This is a genomic window from Lachnoclostridium sp. Marseille-P6806, assembly GCF_964238185.1.
Lineage (GTDB): Bacteria > Bacillota > Clostridia > Lachnospirales > Lachnospiraceae > Brotaphodocola.
Window position 1 is genome coordinate 402,348 of record NZ_CAXSLG010000001.1, and the last position, 22,890, is coordinate 425,237.

Here is a 22,890-nt window from a genome sequence, read left to right on the forward strand (position 1 = left end):
GCTTTCACAGCCTCCCCTGGCGTTCCTCTACCTGTCAATTACAGATATGCAGATACGCGGATGTCTTCTTACTCAGCCCGAAACGGGCAGTCGTTCAATCACACCATAATGCTGTACAATGAACAGTACTGAGCCTATTGATTCAGCCCCATCCTTCATCATCCCTTTTCATAGTAAAGTGTTAAAGCTATAAATTTTCTATCATTCTACCACATTTCCTACGGGCGTGCAAGCAATTCTCCATGTTTCCCTAAAAAAGAAATGATAGATACAAAAAGCTGCGGTAACAGACTTTTTCTGTCTGAAATCCACAGCTTTATCGCTTTTTATTTTTTTTCTTTTTTAGAAGATATAATACCTATGGAATCTCCCTGGTATATCTCAGGACGCATCATAAGAGAATAGTCTCTTTCATTACATTCCCCTCTGTTGATCATCTGCAGCAGCAGCTTTGCCGCCTGAGCGCCCAGCCGATATGCCTGATGAATCGAGCAAGTAATTCTTTCCTCCTCCCATTTATCTGAAGAATAATCAAAACAGACCATAGAATAATCCTCCGGCACCCGCTTCCCCATACGTTCCAGAACGTTCCGCACCAAGCGGTAAATTCTGTAATTGCAGCAGACAATTGCTGTACATTTTGGCACACTTTTCAAAAATTGAATAATGTTTTTTCCAAACCTATCATCATGGGCTTCATTTGAGATACACCATTTGATATAATCATCCTGAAATTCCACACCATGCCGTCTCAGGGATTCATACATTCCATGAAATTTTTCCACACTTTGATAATTATCAAACACGAAAACTCCTGCAATATGGCGATGTCCTGCCTGAATCAGACGTCCTACCAGCTGCTCTGCACACACCATATTATTCACCCCTACCTTGGGACAGCGCAGATTCTGGTAGTAATTATTATAGAAAATCAACGGAATCCCGTGGCGCTGCAGTTCCCGATAACAATCCAGATTCGGGCTCGCCATACTCGCCTTTACTCCGTCTACAATAAAACCGCTGAAATTCTGGTGCATTACAGTCTGGAGGCATCTGCGTTCATTGGCGAATTTATTATCCGTAAGAAAGATCTTCAGTTCTGCCTGCTCATCTATCTTCAGCATACTTCGGACGCCCCGAATCAGTTCCGACTCTGCGCCTCCGTCCTGTCCTTGAAGAATCAATCCGATTTTTATTTGGAAATCTGCCCGGGACAGTTCCCGGGACATAGCCACCTCTTTGTTAAAATATGTTCCGCTCCCCCTGACGCGGGTAATCAGATTTTCCTGCTCCAGCTGATCCATTGCCAGTCTTACAGTTTCACGGCTGACACTCAGCCTTCTGCACAGCGTATTTTCTGACGGAAGCTTCTGATTTTCCGTAAATTTATTCTCGTCAATATAGGATAGCAGCCATCGATATACTCGCTGCCATTTTCTGTTTGAAATATCCATAGTGTCTCACCTGTCCATCTTAGTCCATAATCACAGGCCGGGCTCCCTCTGCTTTTTCAATCCAGTCTAACAGCCGCTTTCTCATATCAGCCTTTGCTTCACTGTAATCCGGACTGGTCACAACATTTTCCAGCTGCCAAGGATCCTTCTTTAAATCATACAGATAATCATCTGCATATCTATCAGAAGCGCCCTTTTCACCGCCGTTTACTCCCGGTGCATATACAGCATACAGGAAATCTGCTGTCCGCACAACCCTTCCGATGCGGCTTTCTGAAATCTGGGCAAATACCTGGTTTTCTCTTCCTTCTGTTCTTCCTTCCGCTACATCCAGAAGATTTTCTCCAATCATCTTGTCACCTACATCAACTCCCGCCATAGCGAGAATGGTTTTGGGAAGACTTTCTGTGCTGACCAGATCCTGAATTGCTTTTCCGCCGGTAAACGGACCGCCTGCAATTACAAGGGGCACGTGGAGAGCCCCGTCATGTCCGGTTCTCTTGTAATCATCGTAACCGTTTAAGTGGCTGTCTGTATTTCTTGTCTTAAAATGAGAGCCATGGTCAGATGCATAAATAATAATTGTATTCTCATATAGTCCCTTTTCTTTCAGCTTTGCCACCAGGCGTCCCAGATTTTCATCCAGGCTCGCACACTGCCCCAGATAATCCGGATATTCCTCTGCTGCATTGCCTTTTAAGACTTCCAGATCATGAGGCAGTACAAAGTTGGCGTATTTCTCCTTGGAGCCTTTCGGTCCCTCATAATGATTATGGTCGTTCTGGTGATGAGGCTCAATTTGGGAAACGGTCATGAAAAACGGCTTTTTCCCATCATACTGATCCAGGTATTCCAGGGCAAAATCGTTAATGCAGTCTGCCCGGTATCCCTTGAAATCTACCCGGTTGTTATTTTCATCAAATACATATCCGTCATAGCCATGGGAGGTAAACTCCAGCACATCTGCAGTTCTCCAGAAGCCTGTGTAGCCGCCTCTCAGCTCTGCAGGAATTGCAGTTATTGTATGATCCACAGTTGGAGCCTTTTCCAGTTCTCCGTCACTGGCCAGATGCCATTTTCCCACATAGGCAGTTTCATAACCAGCCTCCTCAATATAGTTTGCCAGGGTTTTTATCCCTGACGGAAGCATCAGGTTATTGCGGAAACAGCCTGTTTCTGTAGGATATTTTCCTGTCTGGAACAAAGCCCGACAGGGACCGCAGACCGGCTGCGGAGAAAATGCATTGTCAAATTTCACTCCCTCGCCTGCCAGGGCGTCTAGATTGGGAGTAATAGGAAGAGGCTGTCCAAAACAGCCGCAGGTATCCCATCTCTGCTGATCAGAAAAATAAAAAATAATATTATATGCCATAATTGTTGTCCCCTTTATTCTGTCCTGTTATCATGCTCCTTTTGCTGCCTTCTGCTCTTTCAGCTTACCGCGTACAATCGCAGCTACTGCAAATATGATTAAAGCAACAAAGATCCAGCAGAAAATACTGCTGAAGAAAATGCTGGGATTTCCATTGGAAATCAGAAGAGCTCTCCGGAAGTTTGTCTCTGTCATACCTCCCAGAACCATTCCCAGAAGAATCGGTACTGCCGGCAGATCCAGTTTTCTCAGAATCCATGCAAGAACTGCAAATACCAGAGCGATACCTACGTCAAAATAGTTTCCGTTTACAGAGTAAGCGCCTGCAAAACAGAAAATAACAATAATCGGTGTCAGAATTTCCTGAGGAATGGACACAACCTTTGCAAACAGGCTTGTCAGGAATTTACCCTGCAGAAGCATAAACAGGTTTACCAGAATTAGGCCCAGCATAATTGCATACATAATATCGCCGTCTGTGGTAAACAGACTGAGCCCCGGATTCAAACCATTGATCATCAGGGCTGACAACATAATTGCTACCGTTCCATCTCCCGGGATACCAAGAGTCAGAAGCGGAATCAGAGTTGCTCCGGTTACAGCATTGTTCGCGGATTCTGCTGCTGCAATACCTTCTACAGAGCCATGTCCGAACTCTTCCGGATGCTTGGACATATTTTTTGCCTGGGAATAACTGAACCAGGAAGCCTCAGAAGCACCAGTGCCGGGAATGATTCCTACCAGGGAACCAATAATCGAAGACATTACTACAGGACGAATCATCCGCTTGTATTCCTCCTTGGTAATCTTTCCGTCATCCTTGATTTTGGCAGTATCCAGCTTCAGGGAATCCAACCGGCGCTCTGATTTTGCCATAATTTCAACCAGAGCAAAGAGACCAATCAGACACACAGCCAGATCCATTCCAAGATACAGGCGGCTGATACCAAAGGTAAATCTGTCGTAGCTGGTCATGGGATCAGAACCAATACAGGAAATAAACAGACCCAGGCAGGCAGAAATCAGGCCGCGGATAATACTCTTCCCGGATACACCGGCAATAATTGTAAGACCAAATACACATACCATAAAATATTCCGGAGTTCCCAGCTTTGCTGCCATTCTTGCAACCTGAGGCCCTAAGAACAGAAGCATCAAAGCGGAGAATACACCTCCAAAGGTAGAGGCATACAGTGCAATCTTTAAGGCTGCTTTGGTACGGCCCTGCTTTGACAGTGGATGACCGTCCAGCATAGTTGCCGCTGCGTGAGGCGTTCCCGGTGTATTAATCAAAATTGCGGAAACACTGCCGCCATATCCTCCGGCACAGTAAATACCCAACAAAAACATCATTCCAGGAATTGCCGACATGGTATAGGTTACCGGCAAAAACAAAATTACGCAGAGAATTACGCTCAGTCCGGGGATTGCAGCGAATACCGAACCGATAAATACTCCGATATTAATCCACAGGATGTTCTCTAAGGTGAACAAAAGCCCTGTGGCAGGAATCAGATACTGCATCATAACGCTTATTTCCCCCCTTCTTAGAACTCAACATTCAGCACAAAGCGGAATACTGCCCAGATCGCCACAGTCAGTACCAGCGTAATCGCATAATAGCTGCGTTTTGTACACCGGAAATACAAGAGAAAGCCCAGGCTGCAGAAAATTGCTCCGATTACAAACAGACCGGTCAGTTTGCTCAGCATATAGGTGATAAACAGAATACCAAAAATCACCAGCGCCTTGGCTTCTGTCTGAAGATTAATAATCTTCCATTCCAAAGGCTGTTTTTTCACAATTTTGTAAACATCCTTCAAAACAAGAAGTCCGCTGCACAGCATCATAATCCACATCAAAAGAGAGGGAAACGCCCGCCCGTTAATTACGTCTTTTTCTGATACTGCCACCTGCTGCGGCATAATTGCAAGAATAACGATTGCTAAAATGAAAAAAACCGCTCCCGCCGTCATATTGATGGGAATTCGAATTTCCTTTTCTCTGAGCTTGTTCCCTAATACATCCATGCGGTTATGAAACGAATTTGCTCCACTTCCCATTTTCTTTCCTCCTGACTCTCTTTTTTAAAAAACAGAGGGAATGGAAGCCCATTCCCTCCTTGCGTCATTCTTATCAGCCAGTAACAATGTCTTTATATTCGTTAACAATATTTTTTACATTCTCAATATGCTCTTTTACCTGATCCTCGCTCATGGTATCTACTTCCAGAAGCATGGTATCCTGCAGCCATGTCTTTACTTCTTCATCTGCCAGAATGTCATCGTACAGCTTCTTTAACTCTGCAACCTTTTCTGCATCGGTTCCTGCACATGCCATTACGAAGCAGCGATTGCGGAAGTATGGATACCCAAACTCACCCACACCCTGAACGCCTGCGAACGGACCGTGCTCCAGAGGTTTCTCATCAAAGGCACATACAATGCTTACTCCGCCCTGCTGGTATGTTTCCAGAATCTGGGACTGATGAGAAACCGCAAAACTGGTTTCTCCCTTAGCAACTGCCTGTGCTGCCTCTGCGGCAGAAGTATAAGCAACCAGTTTCACCTTGTCGCCTGCTCCCATGGAACCAAACAAAGCTGCTGCCAGGAATGCTTCCGAGCTGGTAGAACCATTGACTGCTACACTGATTTCCGATCCAGTCGATGCAAATTCTTCCAGATCCTCTATATTCTCAATCCCCAGCCCTTTATCTGCTGACAGAACGAAGATAGAAGAATACAGATTTTCTACATACGCAAAGTTGCTGTAATCAAACTGCATTTTTGCCGGATCCAGAATAGAAGTAATGGAAAACAGGCCCTCGCCTGCAAATACCAGCTCTTTGGAATTTGCTTTCGTATCAGCAACCCAGGTATTTACAGTAGCTGCATCTCCCTTTACAGCCTCTGCCACCAGAGTAATTTTTTCTGAATAGCTGGGGGATTTTTCTGCTGCCTTCTGGCTTACCATTGCTGCAACTCCTGACGGAGCCCATGGACAGGTTACTTTCCAGCTTTGCTTCTTAGCTCCTCCGCATCCTGCCAATGCTCCTGCAGCCATTACCACTGCCAGTGTCAGACTTAACAGACGTTTCTTCATGTTTTTTCTCCTCTCTTTTTTCACGCTTCATGTTTTTAGTTAGACAAGTATTGCTATCTGATTACAAAGTTATATGATTTTCAGCGATAAGTCAACAAGTTTGATTATTTTATTTATAAAGTTGTATGTTTTATATTCTTTTTCTTGTTAGTTGTAATTTTTCCCTCATTTATTTCGTCATTTTCTATAAACCGAACCCAGGATTTGTTGTGTTTTTGTTTGTTTTACGTTCCATTATTCTTCTATTTTGTACACTTTTCAACAAAATCCATCTGGCAGAGATACAGGTTGATTCCGAGGCTGCTTCTCGCTCTGGGGAGACTTTTCGCTCTAGGGGCGATTTTCACTCTGGGGCCATGAAGAGTAAAAAACAACTATCCTATCTCATTAAAACTTTATTTATCACATAGCCCAGAAGCTTTTCTATTTGCTTCTGTGCTTATGCTATGCAGGATTTCAAGTTTTCTTCTTTAAATGCACAATCTCTGGCTGAAATTGTGCAAAATCCAGCTTTTTCCGCTGAAAATGCACAATCTCTAGCTGAAATTGTGCAGAATCCAGCTTTTTCCTCAGAAAATGCACAATCTCCAGCTGGGATTGTGCAGAATCCAGCTTTTTCCTCAGAAAATGCACAATCTCCAGCTGAAATTGTGCAGAATCCGGCTTTTTCCTCCGAAAATGCACAATCTCCAGCTGAAATTGTGCAGAATCCGGCTTTTTCCTCCATAAATGCAAAATCTACTCCCTACTTTATGCAGGTTCTCACCTTTTCGCTTGTAAATGCAAAATCCCAATCTAAAATCTACTCTATCAGGTGGGCACGCCAAATATATATTGATATCCTAAATCCTAGCTAGTTCCTTTTTAAGATACAAAAGAAACTATTGATGATATCTAATTCCAAATCATTATTCTGACTGTCCCTTCTTTTCAGACAAACGCTATCTTCTCTTGTATTGATCTTGTTACAATCCAAACAATAAATATAGAGACATTTTATGGTTGAAAAAATTTCATAAGAATCTTTCCGTAATATCTCCCATCCGTCGAATACAGCAAAATTATCTTTTATTCTTTAAGTAATCTCTATCTCTTTTTAGATGTATTTTATTTATAAAATGTAACTATTCAGGACAGCTGAAAAGCTGGCTTGTAAGCAGATTTTTCTGCCAGTTCTCACATCAGAGGCATCTCCGATGCTTCTCGTTCGGCTTTGCAGGACAAAAAATGTCTCGTTCTGAACAGTTACTATAAAACAAAATACTCCTGAATCAAATTTTCAATATTTTGTGAGGTAAGAGGATGTTCTTTAGTTTCATAGGTTGTGATTAAATTAATGGTAGGAATAATGTTATGTTGACAATAGATATTCAATTTCTGAAATGCATTTTTCGAATAACCAGGAGTATCCATAAGACCAAAATGCTCCCAATAAAAATATTCACCTGTTTCGGGGTGGCGAATAGTGAAATCAGGATAATAGGTACTGTTTTCAAGTTTCAAAGCACATTCGTAACGAAAGGGAATTTTATGCATGAACAAAGCCTGAGCAATCAATACTTCTGATTTAGAACGAACCGTATGGCCTGAAAGGCAGGAATGGATCAGGTTTTCTGGATGCAGCAGATTTCTTTCATACTCCGCCCTGCTCCACTCCTTCAAATCCTCTGATACTGGCTGAAAAGCCTGAGCAATAACTGTTTGATAAGAAGACTGTGAAAGTAATTGTTCAACTTTGGAGGAACCTGATTCATAAGATTTTAGAAATGCGTTTACTGCTTTCAGCTCCTTCTGCAAATCCTTAAGAAACGCACATAACAATGCTTTCTCTCCAAGCATCTTTATAAAATCAACATTCTTTTTCGGAATGCAGGTGTACGTTCCATTCAATAAATGTTTATAAACAATATATTTTCCATTTTGGGAACAGCTAAGTTTTCCATCTGGATAAGCTGCCAGAGCATTTTCCAAATTCTGAATCTCCTCTAATAAATTCTTCTTTCTGTTAATCATTTTATAATATAACAATCGGCTTCCTCCTGAATATGTATTACAAAACATCTAGTGACACGTAACCTGAAACGCAACCACTCAAAACGGCTAAAAATTTGGAAAAAACTGTGTCAAGCTTGCTTGTAAACGGATTTTTCCACCAAATTTCACATCGGCGGCATCTCCGATGTTTCCTGTTCGGCAAAGCCGGACAAGAAGATGCTGTCCTGAACAGATTATTCTAAAACATATTTCCAACTACATAATAAAAATCACATAAACACATATACTCGAATGTCATAAAAATACACAAAAAAGGTACAGACTCCGATACACAAAAACCTTTTTATCTGTCGAAATCCATCACAAATTGTTTCATAAAATATTTTGCAAAAAAATGGAAATAATAGAATACCATAAAATTGAGAAATCCTGACACGTAGATAAAACATTTTAAACACAAGAGACGAGTAATCCGTACCCCTATTTTTCTTTATAAAAAGAAGCTCGCTCGCGAGCTTCTCCGCCTGCGGCGGGTCGCTTCTGCGACAAAATTCTCTGCCGCCAGCGTTTGACTGGCGGCATAATTCCCGGCAGATAGCATGTTTTTCCGACAACGGGATGCATCTCGCCCACTTTTCAGCAGTGTTCCTACAGCACATGCCCCTGGGCCTTCATAACCTCAATTACCTGATCTACATAGCTTTCGCACATTTCTTTGGTGGAGGCCTCTACCATTACCCGGACAACCGGCTCTGTGCCTGACTGGCGCAGCAAAATCCGTCCGTTATTTCCCAGAGCCTCTGTCACCTTTGCAACCTCTGCCTGAACAGCCGGATCATCCTGAGCGATCTGCTTATCATGTACCCGGACATTTTTCAGAACCTGGGGATAAATCTCCACTTCTGATGCCAGCTTTGCAAGGCTTTCCTTTTTCTCCAGCATAACCTCCATTACCTTTAAGGAGGTCAGAATTCCATCTCCCGTTGTGGCGTGCTTGCTGAAAATAATATGGCCGGACTGTTCTCCGCCCAGGCAGTTGCCAAACTGGGACATGTTTTCATACACATACTTGTCGCCTACTGCAGTCTTTTCATAAGAAATGCCTTCCCGATCAAAGGCCTTGTAAAGACCAAAGTTAGACATTACGGTAGTAACAACTGTATTATTAAACAGAGTTCCGTTTTCCTTCATATATTTTCCGCAGATATAAAGAATCAGATCTCCGTTGATTTCATTGCCGTTTTCATCTACAGCGATACAGCGGTCTGCGTCTCCGTCATAGGCAAAGCCCACGTCACATCCGGTATCCTTTACATACTGGCAGAGAACTCCAATATGGGTGGAACCACAGTCTGTGTTAATATTCAATCCATTGGGCGCATTGTTAATCACATGAGTTTCTGCTCCCAGAGCATCAAACACATTTTTTGCAATTGCGGAAGCGCTGCCGTTGGAGCAGTCCAGAGCCACCTTTTTGCCCTTAAAGGAACGGGTAGCAATAGAAATCAGATAGCCGATATAGCGGTTTCTTCCTGCGGCATAGTCCACAGTTCTTCCAATATGATCCCGAACAGCATAGGGAATTTCTCCGGTAACTCCGTCCAGATACTTTTCAATCTCCTCAATCACACTTTCTTCCAGCTTTTCTCCCCGTCCGTTAATAACCTTAATTCCATTATCATAATATGGGTTATGGCTGGCGGAAATCATAATACCGCAGTCAAAATCCTCGGTACGCACCACATAGGATACGCTGGGAGTCGTGGTGACATGAAGCAGGTATGCGTCAGCGCCGGAAGCCGTAAGACCGGCTACCAGAGAATACTCAAACATATAGCTGCTTCTTCTTGTGTCCTTGCCGATTACAATCCGGCAACGGCCATCTGGATTGGTCTCTGAGGCCTTTGCCTGCTGTCCATAATACCAGCCGAGGAAACGGCCTACCTTGTAAGCATGCTCTACTGTCAGGTTCACGTTGGCTTCTCCGCGGAAACCGTCTGTTCCAAAATACTTACCCATTCTCTTAATCTCCTTCATAAAGACAGCTGCCGTTCAGAAACGGCTGCCTGATTTATTGTTCGTTTTTCTGAAGCTCCTTCAGGAACCGTCCAAGAGCGTCCTGCCATGCAGGGAGACGTTCAAAACCGTTCTCTGTCAGCTTTTCCTTGCTCATGCGGCTGTTGGAGGGACGGGTTGCCTTTGCCGGAAACTCGCTGCTTCCAACTGGAGTTACCTGTACTTCATCCATTCCGACCTGACGGAAAATCTCCTTTGCAAATTCATACCAGCTGCACAGTCCTTCGTTGGTAGCATGATATCTGCCGTATCTGTCTGTCTGGATCATATCCACCAGAAGACGCGCCAGATCATAGGTATAGGTGGGGGACCCTACCTGATCATCTACAACGCTGACTGCTCCCCGCTCTGCACCCAGGCGCAGCATGGTCTTTATAAAGTTCTTTCCGGCTACGCCAAATACCCAGGCAATCCGGACAGTGAAAAACTTTTCTACCAGTTCCTCCACAGCCAACTCTCCCTCGTACTTGGTCTGTCCGTATACATTCAGCGGATGACGTTCATCATCCGGCTCCCAGGGGCGGGTTCCGGTTCCGTCAAATACATAATCTGTGCTGATGTACATCATCTTAATTCCTGTTTCCCGGCAGGCTAGGGCAACATTTCGTGTTCCCTCGCCATTGATTTTCCGGCACAGCTCCACATTGTCTTCTGCTGCATCTACTGCAGTATATGCAGCACAGTGAATCACTGCGTCAGCTCCCGACTGGCCGATTACACGCATACAGGCATCTCTGTCTGTGATATCCATTTCCTCCACATCTACGCCGATGCTGTCCAGTCCGCGTTTTTCCAGTTCATTCATCAAATCAGCTCCAAGCTGTCCCTTGGCGCCTGTTACCAGTACTTTCATGGTTCTACCTCTATTTTCTCCTATCGGTTTCCATACATCTTTTCATAATAATTCTGATACTCGCCGGAAATAATGGTTTCCCACCACTCCCGGTTTTCCAGATACCACTGAATCGTTTTCTTGATTCCATCGGCAAATTTTGTCTCCGGCAGCCATCCCAGCTCACTGTGAATCTTTGTCGGGTCAATGGCATAACGCATATCATGGCCCTTTCTGTCTGTCACATAGGTAATCAGGCTTTCCGGCTTGTTCAGCTCCTTACAGATGATTTTAACAATATCAATATTTTTCATCTCATTATGACCGCCGATGTTGTAAACCTCTCCTACCCGGCCTTTATGAATAATCAGATCGATTGCCTTGCAGTGATCCTCTACATACAGCCAGTCACGGACATTCAGACCCTCTCCGTATACAGGAAGAGGCTTGTCAGCCAGGGCATTGGCAATCATCAGAGGTATCAGCTTCTCCGGGAAATGATAGGGTCCGTAGTTGTTAGAGCAACGGCTGATTGTAATCGGAAGGCCGTAGGTGCGGTGGTATGCCTGTACCAGAAGATCTGCAGCTGCCTTGGAGGAGCTGTAGGGACTGCTGGTGTGAAGCGGAGTCTCCTCTGTAAAGAACAGATCCGGGCGATCCAAAGGAAGATCTCCGTATACCTCGTCTGTAGAAACCTGGTGATATCTCTGAATTCCGTATTTGCGGCAGGCATCCATTAAAACAGCCGTTCCCTTAATATTGGTATCCAGGAAAACCTCCGGATTCTCAATCGAACGATCCACATGGCTTTCTGCTGCGAAGTTCACAACTACATCCGGATGCTCTTCCTCAAACAGCTGGAAAATAGCATCTCGATCGCAGATATTGATCTTGCAGAACCGGAAATTAGGATTCTTTAAAGCCTCCTCCAGTGTAGACAGATTTCCTGCATAAGTCAGACAGTCCACACAGATAATCCGATAGTCCGGATATTTGTTTAACATATGATAAACAAAATTGGAACCGATAAATCCGGCGCCGCCGGTTACGATAATTTTCATACTGCTTTTCCTCTTTTCTTTTGGTATTCACTTATTTGGGTTCTTATTTCATATCATTTCCATGAAGCTTATCAATATACTTTCCGTCCAGAACATCTTTCAGATACTGACCGTACTGATTTTTCTTCAAAACCTCATAGGCTTCCAGCACCTGTTCTCTGGTGATCCAGCCATTTAACCAGGCAATCTCCTCCAGACAGGCAATCTTTCTGTGCTGGTGCGTCTCAATCGTCTTTACAAAATTTGTTGCCTCTACCAGAGACTCATGGGTTCCTGTATCCAGCCAGGTAAAGCCCTGACCCAGAAGCGTCACCTCAAGCTCGCCGTTTTCCAGATAGATCCGGTTCAGATCTGTAATCTCAAGCTCGCCGCGGGCAGAGGGCTTTAAGGCCTTTGCATACTCTACCACCCGGTTGTCATAGAAATACAGGCCGGTCACACAGTAATTGGACTTGGGATGAGCAGGCTTTTCCTCGATAGAAACTGCTTTTCCCGTATCGTCAAATTCCACAATGCCAAACCGCTCCGGATCGTCTACATAATAGCCGAATACCGTAGCGCCCTTCTCTCTGGCTGCAGCAGCCCGCAGACGTTTCTTTAAGCCCTGACCATGGAAAATATTGTCTCCCAGAACCATGGCTACAGAATCTGTTCCAATAAAGTCCGCACCAATAATAAATGCCTGAGCCAGTCCGTCCGGACTTGGCTGAACCGCATACTGCAGATCCACGCCGAACTGATGTCCGTCTCCCAAAAGGGCCTCAAATCTTGGGGTATCATCGGGGGTAGAAATAATCAGAATTTCCCGGATACCTGCGTTCATCAGCACCGACAGAGGATAATAAATCATGGGCTTATCATAAATCGGAAGCAGCTGCTTAGACGTTACCTTTGTCAATGGATACAGGCGTGTGCCGGATCCTCCTGCAAGTATAATTCCTTTCATATCAAATCTTCTGCTGAAAATCAGCTTTTCCTTTCCTAGTTTCTGGCTATCCCTGATTTTCGGGACTTATGCCGTTGTTTTATCATTGCCATCAGGCTTCTGCATCTTTGTTCATCAGATTCTTCTGGCTGATACCAGTTTTCTAGTTTGTACTATACCATACCGGCACCCAAAATTCAACGCGGGATTCGGAAACAATGATGCGAAAAGAGAAGCCTGCTTTCTCTTAGAAAAAGCGGCTTCTCCATCAGCTCCCTATCCATTCATCTCGTTCATCTTCGCCAGCTTGGCAGCCTGATCTGCCGCAATGCAGGCATCCAGAATTTCCTGAATGTCTCCATTTAATATTTTATCCAGTTTATACAGAGTCAGGTTGATCCGGTGATCCGTAACCCGGCCCTGAGGGAAATTGTAGGTACGGATTTTCTCAGAACGGTCTCCTGTTCCGATCTGGCTGCGGCGCTCTGCAGCCTCTGCATTCATCTTCTTTTCCATTTCCAAATCATACAGCTTGGAGCGGAGCAGACGGAATGCCTTCTCCTTGTTCTGAAGCTGGGATTTCTCTGTCTGGCTGTAAATTACAATTCCTGTCGGCATATGGGTCAGACGAACCGCAGAGTCTGTCGTATTGACACACTGTCCTCCATTTCCAGATGCACGCATAACGTCGATACGGCAGTCGTTCATATCAATCTGAACATCTACTTCTTCCGCCTCCGGCATAACTGCAACCGTAGCCGTAGAGGTGTGAATCCGGCCTCCGGACTCAGTTTCCGGAACACGCTGTACCCGGTGTACGCCGCTTTCATATTTCAGCTTCGAATAAGCGCCCTTTCCGGTAACCATGGCCTGAACCTCTTTAAAACCGCCAATTCCGCTTTCATTTAAGCTGATAATCTCTACCTTCCATCTCTGGCTCTCTGCATAATTGACATACATACGGTAAAGCTCTGCTGCAAACAAAGCAGCCTCATCGCCGCCTGCGCCTGCACGGATCTCCAGAATAATGTTCTTGTCATCGTTGGGATCCTTTGGCAGCAGAAGAATCTTCAGTTCCTGTTCCAGCTCTTCTACCCGTTTCTTGGCGTCAGACAGCTCTTCCTTGGCCAGCTCCCGCATCTCCTCATCGCTTTCTTCCTCCAGAAGCGCCAGACTGTCCTCAATATCCTGCTTTGCCTGTTTGTATGCTTTATATGCTTCCACAATCGGAGCCAAATCTGCCTGCTCCTTCATCAGCTTCCTGAATCGGGTCTGGTTTTCCGTCACATTCGGCTCATTTAATTCCTGCATGACTTCTTCATAATGAATCAGAATATCATCTAATCTGTCGAACATCGCTTCCTCCTGTCTGTTCTCTTCTGCTGCCATACACCGCAGCTACTACCCGGTCCTTTCCCGGCAAATCCTTTACTACCTGTATCTCTGTAAATCCTGCCTCAGCAAGAAGCCCGCTGACTGCCTCTCCCTGGTCATAACCAATTTCCAGATAGATCCGACCTCCGGGCCTCAGCCATCGCCCTGCCTCAGCCGCTATTCTCCGATAAAAATGCAGGCCGTCTGCTGTTCCGTCCAGAGCCAGCATAGGCTCATGATCACGAACCTCCGGTTCCAGTCCCCGTATCACCTCCGTGGGTATATACGGTGGATTCGCTGTAATCACATCAAAAGTCTCTGTATCCTTCTCCAGAGCGTCAAACAGATCCCCCTGGAAAAATTTCATTTCCTGGTTCTCAGGCCGCAGCCTTTCCCAGTTTCGCCGTGCAACCTTCAGAGCCTCTTCTGAAATATCTGCAGCCATTACCTGCCTGTATCCGCCCTTTACCGCCAAACTGACAGCAATACAGCCGGATCCTGTGCACAGATCAAGCAGGCGGATTTCCTGATTCTTCTGCTGCTCTAAGACCAGCTCTACAAGAGTCTCTGTATCCTGCCGCGGAATCAGCACATGCTGATTCACATAAAATTCCAGCCCCATAAATTCCTGACTGCCGAGAATCTGCTGCAGGGGGCAGCGCCTTCTGCGCTTTTCTATCATGCTCCGGTACAGTTCTATACAGGAACGGTTATAATCACTGTCCTCCAGATCCTGCATCCGGTTCAGCAGAAAATGAACCATATCCAGATGAAAGGCTGCCATAAGAAGCTGCCTTGCGTCATGATCCCCATCGGGGTCTCCGGCCTGCTTTAAGGCTCTGCTGCCTTCTGCCAGCAATCGAAACAGCGTCATGCCAGGACCTCCTCCTTTTCCTCCGGAATCACCGTATCCGGAAAATTCTCCCGCAGATAGGCTTTCCAGTCAAATACTGCTTCCACGGCCTCAATGGCAACCTCTATCATAGAATCGTCCGGCTCACTGGTAGTCAGATTCTGCATCCACATTCCCGGTCTGCTCAAAAAATTCACCAGGGCATTGTCTGAACGGCCTGCCAGCCGCAAAAATTCATAGGAAACTCCGGCAATCACCGGCACCAGCACAATCCGGCTGAGTATCCGCAGCCACACATTGTCCACCCGCACCACCATAAAAAATAGGATGCTGATCAGCATGACAATAATCAAAAAGCTGGTTCCGCAGCGTTTGTGCTGCTTAGAGCTTTCCCGCACATGAGCCACAGTAAGGGTCATGCCGTGTTCGATACAGTTGATGCATTTATGCTCTGCGCCGTGATACATAAAGGTCCGGCGGATATCCTCCATTCTGGAAATCAGTTTAATATAGGCTACAAAAATTGCAATTCGGATAGCTCCCTCCAGAAATGCCATCACAGTCTCCGAGTGAATCACCCGGCGAAACAGATTGGCAATCAGCAGCGGAAGCACCATAAAAATGCCAATAGCCATGACCACGGAAAACACCATCACAAAGGCCATCAGCACCTTTTCCACCTGTTCTCCAAACACTTTATCCAGCCACAGCTCCAGCCGTCCCGGCTCTGAATCCTCATCATCTTCAAAAAAGCTGGCAGAAAAGCTCAGGGTTCTCATTCCCAGAATCATAGAATCTGCAAAGCTGAACACGCCCCGGATAAATGGCAGGGCAAAAAACGGAACCTTTTCTGTCATACTGACATAGGTATCCTTTTTCACCTCAATCTCACCGTCAGGACGCCGTACAGCAGTAGCATACTGATCCTTGTTTTTCATCATGATTCCTTCAATGACAGCCTGTCCGCCAATTCCGGAATATTTCATCGTATTTCTCCTCTTTTCCTGCCGGAAAGGAACACGTTCCCTTTCCTATGACATAAAAGAAAAGGTTGAGCCAAAGTGTCTCCACTTACGTCTCAACCTTACCTCGCTCATACTATGCTTATGCGTTCATACCATACTTCTTGTTGAACTTATCGATACGTCCGCGAGCTGAAGCAGTCTTCTGCTGGCCAGTATAGAAAGAATGGCACTTGGAGCAAACCTCCACGTGGATATCTTTCTTGGTAGAACCAGTTACGAACTCGTTTCCGCAGTTGCAGGTAACCTTTGCCTGATAGTAAGCCGGATGGATTCCTTCTCTCATGATTTTCACCTCTTCACTTTTTCAATTATATAGAACTGTGATCATCTAACAGTCTCAGTCGTACTGTTAAAATCACCTCACACCTATAAACAGCTTTGTAAGTATATCACAGAAACCGCCTGTTTGCAAGGAATTTTTTAATAGAATCTCATTTTCTTCACAGATTCCGCAAATTCCCAGTTGTTTTTCGTTCTCGCAAACAATTCCAGGATCTTTTCTACAGATTCCTCCGGTTTCAGAGTATTTGTTGCCTTGCGGATAATATCCACTGCCTCTGCCTCCTCCGCAGTCAGAAGAAGGTCATCCCGGCGGGTTCCGGACTTGAGAATATCCACTGCCGGGAAGATCCGTTTTTCAGAAAGCTTTCTGTCAAGCACCAGCTCCATATTGCCGGTTCCCTTAAATTCCTCATAAATCACATCGTCCATACGGCTTCCCGTATCCACCAGAGCCGTTGCCAGAATTGTCAGGCTTCCGCCCTCCCGCATATTTCTTGCTGCTCCAAAGAAACGCTTAGGCATATGAAGCGCTGCCGGATCTAGACCGCCGGACAGGGTTCTTCCGCTGGGCGGAACAACCAGGTTATAAGCGCGGGCCAGACGGGTAATGCTGTCCAGAAGAATAATCACATCACGTCCATGCTCTACTAAACGCTTTGCCCGTTCAATTACCATCTCAGAAACTCTCTTGTGACGATCCGGAAGCTCGTCGAAGGTAGAATAAATGACCTCCACATTGTCTCCCACAACCGATTCCTTAATATCCGTAACCTCCTCCGGACGTTCGTCAATCAGAAGAATAATCAGATGCATGTCCGGATGATTTGTTGTTACTGCCTGAGCCACCTGCTTCATCAGCGTAGTTTTACCTGCCTTAGGCGGAGAAACAATCATGCCTCGCTGTCCCTTTCCAATGGGAGAAAGCAGATCCACAATTCTCATAGCTGTGCTGCTCTTGCCCGGCACTTCCATATGCAGACGCTGATTGGGGAACACCGGCGTCAAATCCTCAAAGTTGGGACGCCGCTCCACTACGCTGATCGGATATCCGTTTACATTGCGGATATAAAGGAGGGCTGCAAACTTCTCTGCCGCTGTTTTCACACGACGGTTTCCCACAATAATATCGCCTGTTTTCAGATTGAACCGACGAATCTGAGAAGGCGCCACATACACGTCATTGTCACCTGGCAGGAAATTCTCGCAGCGGATAAATCCAAAGCCGTCCGGCATAACCTCCAGAATTCCATTGGCCTCAATGCCGCTGTCTAAATCTGCCACCTCCTGGGCAGATAAGGGCTCCTGCTGCCGGGGCATCTGGCGAATCACCCGTTCGCCGCGTTCCGAATAATACTCCTGGCGTTCCCCTCTGTTTGTTTGTTCACTTTTTTCTGTCCGATCGTTCTTCTCATACCGATCACACCTCTCATTTCGCTCCCCGCGCTCATACCGCTCTGTCTTCTCACTTCGATCCATTCTCTCACTCCGATCTGTTTTCTCATAACGGTCGCTGCGCTCTGCTTTCTCAGTCCGGTCACTCCGCTCCGTTTTTCCATACCGATCGCCGCGGCTTTCTGTCCGCGTCTCAGTCTGGCCCGTCTGACGCAGCTGCGGCGGTGCCACCGCAGTTTTAATAATCTCCTCCTGCTCGGCAAGGCGGCACAATTCATCTATCAGATCTGCCTTTCTCATGCCAGTAACGCCTTTTATCCCCTGCGCTTTCGCCAGCTCCTTCAGCTGTGTCAAAGGCAGAGTCTGTAATTTTTCTCGCATATACTCGCTCCATTTCTATTTATCATTATTATTGGTTCTCATCCTGTATTCTATTGGTCTGTCATGGGTAATATCCTGTTATGAATATCCTATTATGGGTAATAAAAGATTGTTGAGATTTCTTCCAGAGGATGACTTTGGACAGGGATCGCTCTCTGGCGATCCCCAAATCACATTTGTATTATAAAACGAATTATTTAAAAAGAAAAGATGTTTTTCCCTATTTATACATTTTTAACAGAATTTTTCAAAAATTCCAAATGTTCCCTGATGTTTTTTTCATATCCCATCTCTGTAGGGTGATAAAATTTCTGGTTTTCCATGCCATCCGGCAGATATTGCTGTGCCACATAATGATTGGGGTAGTCATGAGCATACAGATATCCTGTACCTCGTCCCAGACTGGCTGAGCCCTTATAATGGGCGTCCTGCAGATGTGCCGGCACCGGCATCGTCGTCTGGTTTTTCACTGCATCCATCGCCTCGCTGACAGCCATATAGGCGGCATTGCTTTTCGGAGCGCTGGCCACATAGGTTACTGCCTGAGACAAAATGATCTGTGCTTCCGGCATTCCGATACGTTCTACAGCCTGAGCGGCGCTGACAGCCACACAGAGAGCCTGAGGATCTGCATTTCCCACATCCTCAGAAGCGCAGATCATGATTCTCCGGGCGATGAATTTAATATCCTCTCCTGCATACAGCATCCTTGCAAGATAATAAACCGCCGCATCTGGATCCGATCCTCTCATACTCTTAATAAAAGCAGAAATGGTATCGTAGTGATTGTCCCCGTCCTTATCGTAGCGGACAGCCCGCTTCTGAATACACTCCTGAGCCACTTCCAGAGTAATATGGATTTTACCATCCTCTGAACGTCCGGTAGTCAGAATTCCCAGCTCCAGGGCATTCAGAGCGCCTCTGGCATCACCGCCGGATACATCCGCCAGAAAATCCGCCGCATCCGGATGAAGCTCCGCCTCGTAGCTCCCCATTCCCTTTTTCTCATCCCGGACTGCCCGGTACAGCAGTTCCTTTACATCCTCCCGCTCCAGAGCTTTTAATTCAAAGATCCTGGATCTGGAAAGCAATGCGCCGTTTACTTCAAAATAAGGATTCTCTGTTGTTGCCCCGATCAGAATCAGAGTTCCGTCCTCTACATAAGGAAGCAGATAATCCTGCTGGCTTTTATTAAAGCGATGAATCTCGTCTACAAACAGAATGGTTTTTTTGCCGTACATTCCCAGAGCGTCCTTCGCTTCCTTCACAACCTCTTCCATGTCCTTTTTTCCAGCCACAGTCGCATTGATCTGGCGGAAATTGGCGCTTGTTGTATTGGCAATCACCTTGGCCAGAGTCGTCTTTCCCGTTCCTGGCGGTCCATAAAAAATCAGGGAGCCCAGCTGATCTGCCTGAATAGCCCGGTAAAGCAGCTTATCCTTCCCGATAATATGTTTTTGTCCCACCACCTCATCCAAGGTCGTGGGACGCATTCTGGAAGCCAGCGGCGACTCTTTTTCCTGAGTGCTGCTGCGCATATAATCAAATAAATTCATATTTTTTGTCCTCCTGAACCAGTCTCTTTCAGTATAGACGGCAGCAGACTATTCGTCAACTGCGGCTCTGAAAATCCTGCCCGGAAAACAGTCCATACAAAAAAATCCGCCCTCAGTCAATCATCAGCTCATCCACCGTAACAAACTGATAGCCCTGGCTCTGCAGTTCATCCACCAGCTGCAGAGCCGCTTCCACGGAAGTAGAAAAAATATCGTGCATCAGAATAATATCTCCGTTTTGCACGGACTTTTCCACACGTTTTACAATTTTTTCCGTGTTTTGCAGCTTCCAGTCCAGAGAATCCACAGTCCAGAATACCGTTTCCAAATCCAGCCTTTCCTCCAGCGCCTCATTCCAGTCTCCATAAGGAGGGCGAAGATACTGAGGATACTGCCCCGTAAGAGCTTTTATCATCTCTCCCGTCTTTTCCACATCCTGGCATACCGCTTCTGCTCCTGCTTGTGTCAGCTTCACATGGCAAAAACTGTGATTTCCAATGAGATGGCCGTCCTGTCGCATCTGCCGGACCAGCGCCTCATTGCCCTCCAGATTTTCTCCCATAAGAAAAAAGGTAGCGTGGATACCGCGCTCCCTTAATCCATCCAAAAGCTGTTTTGTATAAATTTTATGAGGTCCGTCATCAAAGGTCAGGGCTACCACACTGCCCAGGGCAGCAAACCTGGAATTCTCCTTTCCCTCCTCTGCCGTCATTTCCGGACTTCCGGCCGGGAGTATCCTGCCTGTGTCCGGCAGGATCGCCTGCTCTTCTGCCAGAGACAGCTCCTTTCTGGAATCAGCTGCCCCTGCTCTTACCTGCACAGTCCCTGCCATAAGCCCCAAAATTGCCGCATCCAGAACAGCCGCGCAAATTAGAATTTGACACTGTGCCTTCCATCTGTTTCTGTCCACGCTTCACCCCACCTTTTCTTCCGGACTGCTTGTTTTATGCGCTTTTCCGGTTCCCGCTTTCCTACACTATATGCATTCCCTGCAGGATTTCAGACCTCGATCAGTTCCAGAATTCCCCGAATATCATTTACGGCACAGTCTGCTCCTGCTTCCAGGTATTTTTTCCGTGCCTGTTCACAGAGCTGTGCTCTTTCCTCTGGGGAAAGTGCTTCAAATTCTCTCTGAGAAAGCCCCACCACAGAGCTTCCTTCTATAATCCCCACGGTATAAAGGCCAGCATTTTTTCCTTCCCTGATATCAGATACCGTATCTCCCACCTTCATCACCTTCCTTACATCAGAAAGCTTCAGCTCCTCCATATTGCGGAAAATCATATATGGGAATGGCCTCCCTTTCTGCCCCACTGCATCTGGACTGAACCAGCAGTCCGGAGAATATCCCTTTTTCGCAGCTGCAGGAACCACAACCTGCATCATTTCATCTGTATAACCAGTCGTAGAACCAATTTTCAGACCTCTGCGCCGAAGTTCTTCTACGGTTTCCTTCACATAAGGCTTTATATCGGTAAACTGGCCCAGCAGCTCCATGATTCTGCTTTCACTTCTCAGATACACTGCCTCTACGTCCTCTTCTGTGAATTCGGGGCCATGAACCTGTTTCCACAATCCGGAAATCCGTTCCATCTGCAGCATAGTGCGCACATGCTCCCGCTTCAGCATCCCCATTGGCGCCCGAACCTCGTCCATTGTAGGAATCACACCAAATTCTGCAAAGGAATCAGCAAAGGCCTGCACTGGTGCAAAACACCCATAATCTACTGTAGTTCCCGCCCAGTCAAAAATCACTCCGTCAAATTTTGCCATTTCTCACGCCTCCTTCTTCTCGTTTAAAAAATCATGGATAATCTGCGCCAGCTTTTCCATATCCTCCGGATAAATTTCTCCGATATTGCCGATTCGAAAGGTATCTGCATCTGTCACCTTTCCCGGATAAATGGCATAGCCTCTCTCCTTATCAGATATGGTGTAGAAAAGAAATGCACCACATTACAGATTACAATCAAAAAGAAGGTATTTTGAAGCGGTGTTCCGGAAAAGGCGAATAAAAATGCAATACCGATGACCATTCCGGGAATCGTATTGGTTACCAACGCAATACTCTCTATCACTGCCTTTTTCCTTTCTCCAAAACTGCTTCTCGCTGTCACCAGAGCCGCCCCGTACACAACCAGAGACCCGACAAGAGCCGTCAGACCAGCTGTCAGAAGAGAGTTCTTATATACAGTCAAAAGAGAAGAATCTCCCAGTACCGCAGACACATGCTTCCATGTAAAGGAAAGCTGATACGGCCACTCCTCTACTACCGGAACAATAACAATAACTGCAAAAGAGGAAAGCACACAGAGGAGAATTCCAAAGGATACTGCTCCGCAGCACACATCCCGAACCGGATTCTTTTTCAGCTCTACCTGAGAAACTCTGCTGCAACGAATATTATACTTTTCCAGATAGTGAAGGAGCGTGATACTTAAAACAGAAGGCACCATCATCATCATGGCCACTACCGCTCCCCGGTTAAAGTTCGGCATGCTTCCCAGCATCTCGTTGTAAAGTACGGTTGCCACAACCTCATACTGTCCTCCTACAGAAGCCGGAATTCCGTAATCAGTAAAGCAGAGGAAAAAACACTGCACAAAGGATGCGGCCAGGGTTCCCAGAAGCGGTCTTATAATCGTTTCCAGAAAGGTAACCAGCGCGTGATCTCCCATAATTCTGGATACAATCATGAATTTCTTATCAATAAAACTCATAGTATTCAGAATCAGCAGGAAGGATACTGGAAGTGTATAAATCACGTATCCCAGAAGCAGTCCCCAAAAGCCGTAAATATCAAAAAGCTGAAATCCCAGTATTCTGGTTAAAAGTCCCTGTTTTCCAAAAGAATAAATAATGGCAAATCCATATGTAATCGTAGGCAGCAGCATCGGCGCCACAGCCGCCAGTCGAATAACCTTTTTCCATATTCCCGGAAGATTCGTATAATGAATGGTGTAAGCCAGAAAAAAGGCCAGAATCGTTGTGACCACCCCACTGATGGACGCAATCCAGATGCTTCTTCCCAACACTCCGGGAAAATCCTTTCCTGTCAGAATTTCTCCATATCTGGCCAGCGTAAATCCGCTGCTCCCCTCAAAGGATTTTCCCAGAAGAAGCAGAATTGGTATCAGCAGGAAAACCAGAAATACCACAAGCACTGCTGCGTAGATTCCTTTTATTTCCCGTTCTTTTCCATTTCTCATC

Annotated in this window: 19 protein-coding genes and 2 pseudogenes; all 21 read right to left on the reverse strand. The window is 45.9% G+C overall.

What is annotated here, in order from left to right; genetic code table 11:
- Window positions 1-326 precede the first annotated feature (326 nt).
- The gene (locus ACESON_RS01790) at window positions 327-1,454 is read right to left on the reverse strand and encodes a substrate-binding domain-containing protein (RefSeq protein WP_177958755.1); all 1,128 of its coding nucleotides are present in this window, start codon (window positions 1,452-1,454) and stop codon (window positions 327-329) included.
- Window positions 1,455-1,473: 19 nt separating this feature from the next.
- Window positions 1,474-2,826, reverse strand: coding sequence for a sulfatase-like hydrolase/transferase (locus tag ACESON_RS01795; RefSeq protein ID WP_177958754.1), 1,353 nt, complete (start codon window positions 2,824-2,826; stop codon window positions 1,474-1,476).
- A 30-nt stretch (window positions 2,827-2,856) separates the two neighbouring features.
- A complete protein-coding gene (locus ACESON_RS01800; protein WP_177958753.1) occupies window positions 2,857-4,353 on the reverse strand; it encodes a tripartite tricarboxylate transporter permease in 1,497 nt (498 codons plus the stop codon).
- Window positions 4,354-4,373: 20 nt separating this feature from the next.
- Window positions 4,374-4,889, reverse strand: a complete 516-nt coding sequence (locus tag ACESON_RS01805) for a tripartite tricarboxylate transporter TctB family protein (RefSeq protein ID WP_177958752.1) — start codon at window positions 4,887-4,889, stop codon at window positions 4,374-4,376.
- 73 nt (window positions 4,890-4,962) lie between these two features.
- Complete coding sequence (locus tag ACESON_RS01810) at window positions 4,963-5,928, reverse strand: hypothetical protein (RefSeq protein WP_373108239.1); 966 nt, start codon at window positions 5,926-5,928, stop codon at window positions 4,963-4,965.
- A gap of 439 nt (window positions 5,929-6,367) precedes the next feature.
- On the reverse strand, window positions 6,368-6,655 hold the full coding sequence (locus ACESON_RS01815) for a hypothetical protein (RefSeq protein WP_373108241.1): 288 nt from the start codon (window positions 6,653-6,655) through the stop codon (window positions 6,368-6,370).
- Between the two features lie 521 nt (window positions 6,656-7,176).
- A complete protein-coding gene (locus ACESON_RS01820) occupies window positions 7,177-7,956 on the reverse strand; it encodes a hypothetical protein (RefSeq protein ID WP_177959906.1) in 780 nt (259 codons plus the stop codon).
- A gap of 615 nt (window positions 7,957-8,571) precedes the next feature.
- On the reverse strand, window positions 8,572-9,942 hold the full coding sequence (glmM, locus tag ACESON_RS01825; RefSeq protein WP_177959907.1) for a phosphoglucosamine mutase: 1,371 nt from the start codon (window positions 9,940-9,942) through the stop codon (window positions 8,572-8,574).
- A 52-nt stretch (window positions 9,943-9,994) separates the two neighbouring features.
- Complete coding sequence (rfbD, locus tag ACESON_RS01830; protein ID WP_373108244.1) at window positions 9,995-10,852, reverse strand: dTDP-4-dehydrorhamnose reductase; 858 nt, start codon at window positions 10,850-10,852, stop codon at window positions 9,995-9,997.
- Window positions 10,853-10,872: 20 nt separating this feature from the next.
- A complete protein-coding gene (rfbB, locus tag ACESON_RS01835) occupies window positions 10,873-11,892 on the reverse strand; it encodes a dTDP-glucose 4,6-dehydratase (protein WP_177959909.1) in 1,020 nt (339 codons plus the stop codon).
- 43 nt (window positions 11,893-11,935) lie between these two features.
- The gene (rfbA, locus tag ACESON_RS01840; RefSeq protein ID WP_177959910.1) at window positions 11,936-12,838 is read right to left on the reverse strand and encodes a glucose-1-phosphate thymidylyltransferase RfbA; all 903 of its coding nucleotides are present in this window, start codon (window positions 12,836-12,838) and stop codon (window positions 11,936-11,938) included.
- A gap of 255 nt (window positions 12,839-13,093) precedes the next feature.
- Window positions 13,094-14,173, reverse strand: coding sequence for a peptide chain release factor 1 (prfA, locus tag ACESON_RS01845; protein WP_177959911.1), 1,080 nt, complete (start codon window positions 14,171-14,173; stop codon window positions 13,094-13,096).
- Entirely contained in the window at window positions 14,154-15,065 is a 912-nt protein-coding gene (prmC, locus tag ACESON_RS01850; protein WP_373108249.1) for a peptide chain release factor N(5)-glutamine methyltransferase, read from the reverse strand. Before prmC ends, prfA begins: the two co-directional genes overlap by 20 nt.
- Entirely contained in the window at window positions 15,062-16,030 is a 969-nt protein-coding gene (locus tag ACESON_RS01855) for a DUF1385 domain-containing protein (RefSeq protein ID WP_177959913.1), read from the reverse strand. The genes prmC and ACESON_RS01855 overlap by 4 nt, the downstream gene beginning before the upstream one ends.
- Before the next feature lie 118 nt (window positions 16,031-16,148).
- Window positions 16,149-16,352 (reverse strand): 50S ribosomal protein L31, encoded by a 204-nt coding sequence (gene rpmE, locus ACESON_RS01860; protein ID WP_177959914.1) that lies wholly within the window; start codon window positions 16,350-16,352, stop codon window positions 16,149-16,151.
- 137 nt (window positions 16,353-16,489) lie between these two features.
- Window positions 16,490-18,124, reverse strand: coding sequence for a transcription termination factor Rho (rho, locus tag ACESON_RS01865; RefSeq protein WP_373108252.1), 1,635 nt, complete (start codon window positions 18,122-18,124; stop codon window positions 16,490-16,492).
- Window positions 18,125-18,348: 224 nt separating this feature from the next.
- Window positions 18,349-19,680 (reverse strand): AAA family ATPase, encoded by a 1,332-nt coding sequence (locus tag ACESON_RS01870; RefSeq protein ID WP_177959916.1) that lies wholly within the window; start codon window positions 19,678-19,680, stop codon window positions 18,349-18,351.
- A 112-nt stretch (window positions 19,681-19,792) separates the two neighbouring features.
- Complete coding sequence (locus ACESON_RS01875) at window positions 19,793-20,590, reverse strand: polysaccharide deacetylase family protein (RefSeq protein WP_373108254.1); 798 nt, start codon at window positions 20,588-20,590, stop codon at window positions 19,793-19,795.
- A gap of 89 nt (window positions 20,591-20,679) precedes the next feature.
- Window positions 20,680-21,453 (reverse strand): phosphonoacetaldehyde hydrolase, encoded by a 774-nt coding sequence (gene phnX, locus ACESON_RS01880; RefSeq protein ID WP_373108255.1) that lies wholly within the window; start codon window positions 21,451-21,453, stop codon window positions 20,680-20,682.
- A 3-nt stretch (window positions 21,454-21,456) separates the two neighbouring features.
- Window positions 21,457-21,603 (reverse strand): annotated as a pseudogene (locus tag ACESON_RS01885) (2-aminoethylphosphonate--pyruvate transaminase); the annotation flags it as partial.
- Window positions 21,588-22,889: pseudogene (locus ACESON_RS01890) on the reverse strand (DNA-binding protein); the annotation flags it as partial. The pseudogenes ACESON_RS01885 and ACESON_RS01890, both read right to left, overlap by 16 nt.
- Window position 22,890: the final 1 nt, after the last annotated feature.

Excerpts from the sequence above, each read along its gene's own strand:
- ACESON_RS01790 (WP_177958755.1), bottom strand. The coding sequence starts at position 1,454 with ATGGATATTTCAAACAGAAAATGGCAGCGAGTATATCGATGGCTGCTA.
- ACESON_RS01795 (WP_177958754.1), bottom strand. The coding sequence starts at position 2,826 with ATGGCATATAATATTATTTTTTATTTTTCTGATCAGCAGAGATGGGAT.
- ACESON_RS01800 (WP_177958753.1), bottom strand. The coding sequence starts at position 4,353 with ATGATGCAGTATCTGATTCCTGCCACAGGGCTTTTGTTCACCTTAGAG.
- ACESON_RS01805 (WP_177958752.1), bottom strand. The coding sequence starts at position 4,889 with ATGGGAAGTGGAGCAAATTCGTTTCATAACCGCATGGATGTATTAGGG.
- ACESON_RS01810 (WP_373108239.1), bottom strand. The coding sequence starts at position 5,928 with ATGAAGAAACGTCTGTTAAGTCTGACACTGGCAGTGGTAATGGCTGCA.
- ACESON_RS01815 (WP_373108241.1), bottom strand. The coding sequence starts at position 6,655 with ATGGAGGAAAAAGCCGGATTCTGCACAATTTCAGCTGGAGATTGTGCA.
- glmM (WP_177959907.1), bottom strand. The coding sequence starts at position 9,942 with ATGGGTAAGTATTTTGGAACAGACGGTTTCCGCGGAGAAGCCAACGTG.
- rfbD (WP_373108244.1), bottom strand. The coding sequence starts at position 10,852 with ATGAAAGTACTGGTAACAGGCGCCAAGGGACAGCTTGGAGCTGATTTG.
- rfbB (WP_177959909.1), bottom strand. The coding sequence starts at position 11,892 with ATGAAAATTATCGTAACCGGCGGCGCCGGATTTATCGGTTCCAATTTT.
- rfbA (WP_177959910.1), bottom strand. The coding sequence starts at position 12,838 with ATGAAAGGAATTATACTTGCAGGAGGATCCGGCACACGCCTGTATCCA.
- prfA (WP_177959911.1), bottom strand. The coding sequence starts at position 14,173 with ATGTTCGACAGATTAGATGATATTCTGATTCATTATGAAGAAGTCATG.
- prmC (WP_373108249.1), bottom strand. The coding sequence starts at position 15,065 with ATGACGCTGTTTCGATTGCTGGCAGAAGGCAGCAGAGCCTTAAAGCAG.
- ACESON_RS01855 (WP_177959913.1), bottom strand. The coding sequence starts at position 16,030 with ATGAAATATTCCGGAATTGGCGGACAGGCTGTCATTGAAGGAATCATG.
- rpmE (WP_177959914.1), bottom strand. The coding sequence starts at position 16,352 with ATGAGAGAAGGAATCCATCCGGCTTACTATCAGGCAAAGGTTACCTGC.
- rho (WP_373108252.1), bottom strand. The coding sequence starts at position 18,124 with ATGCGAGAAAAATTACAGACTCTGCCTTTGACACAGCTGAAGGAGCTG.
- ACESON_RS01870 (WP_177959916.1), bottom strand. The coding sequence starts at position 19,680 with ATGAATTTATTTGATTATATGCGCAGCAGCACTCAGGAAAAAGAGTCG.
- phnX (WP_373108255.1), bottom strand. The coding sequence starts at position 21,453 with ATGGCAAAATTTGACGGAGTGATTTTTGACTGGGCGGGAACTACAGTA.